This is a genomic window from Nisaea sp. (assembly GCF_017640745.1).
In the GTDB taxonomy this organism is placed as follows: Bacteria; Pseudomonadota; Alphaproteobacteria; order Thalassobaculales; family Thalassobaculaceae; genus Nisaea.
On sequence record NZ_JAEPQA010000077.1, the window covers coordinates 1 to 551 of the forward strand.

Annotated in this window: 1 protein-coding gene; it reads right to left on the minus strand. The window is 67.2% G+C overall.

The window, feature by feature from the left end; translation table 11 throughout:
* On the minus strand, positions 1-540 hold a 540-nt coding region (locus JJ959_RS21305; RefSeq protein ID WP_292888500.1), incomplete at its 3' end, for a response regulator.
* Positions 541-551 lie beyond the last annotated feature (11 nt).

The window sequence follows — 551 nt, forward strand, 5'->3', positions numbered from 1 at the left end:
CCGGCCGATGTCATCCAGCTTGCCCTGCCAGCTCTCCGCCGCACTGGCGAGAAGCTCCCGCGCTTCCCGGTCCAGGCCTCCCGCAGGGCCGCCTAAAACCATCGGATCGAAGATGTCCCGGTCCCAGTCGATCTCCATTGCGGGCTCCGCCGCCACGTCCACGGGCTGGTCAGCCGCCCGGCGGAGAGGCAGGGCCTGCGGCAGGAACCGGGCCAGAACCTGGCCGAGCTTCCGGCTGTCGATCGGTTTCGTGAGGAAGCCGTCCATCCCCGCCTCGAGGCAGGCTTCCTCGGTGCCGGGAAGCGCATCGGCGGTGAGCGCGATGATCGGCAGAGCCCGGTCCTGGCCCCTCTCCCCTTCACCGCCCGCCTCCCGCCGGCGGATCTCGCCGGTCAGGGCATAGCCGTCCATCTCCGGCATGTTGACGTCGCTCAGAAGCAGGCCGTAGCCCTCCTGTTCCAGCATGGAAAGCGCGACTCGGCCATTGTCGGCGATCTCGCAGGCAAATCCCATTTTGTTCAGCATCTGCCGAATGACCAACTGGTTGGTTT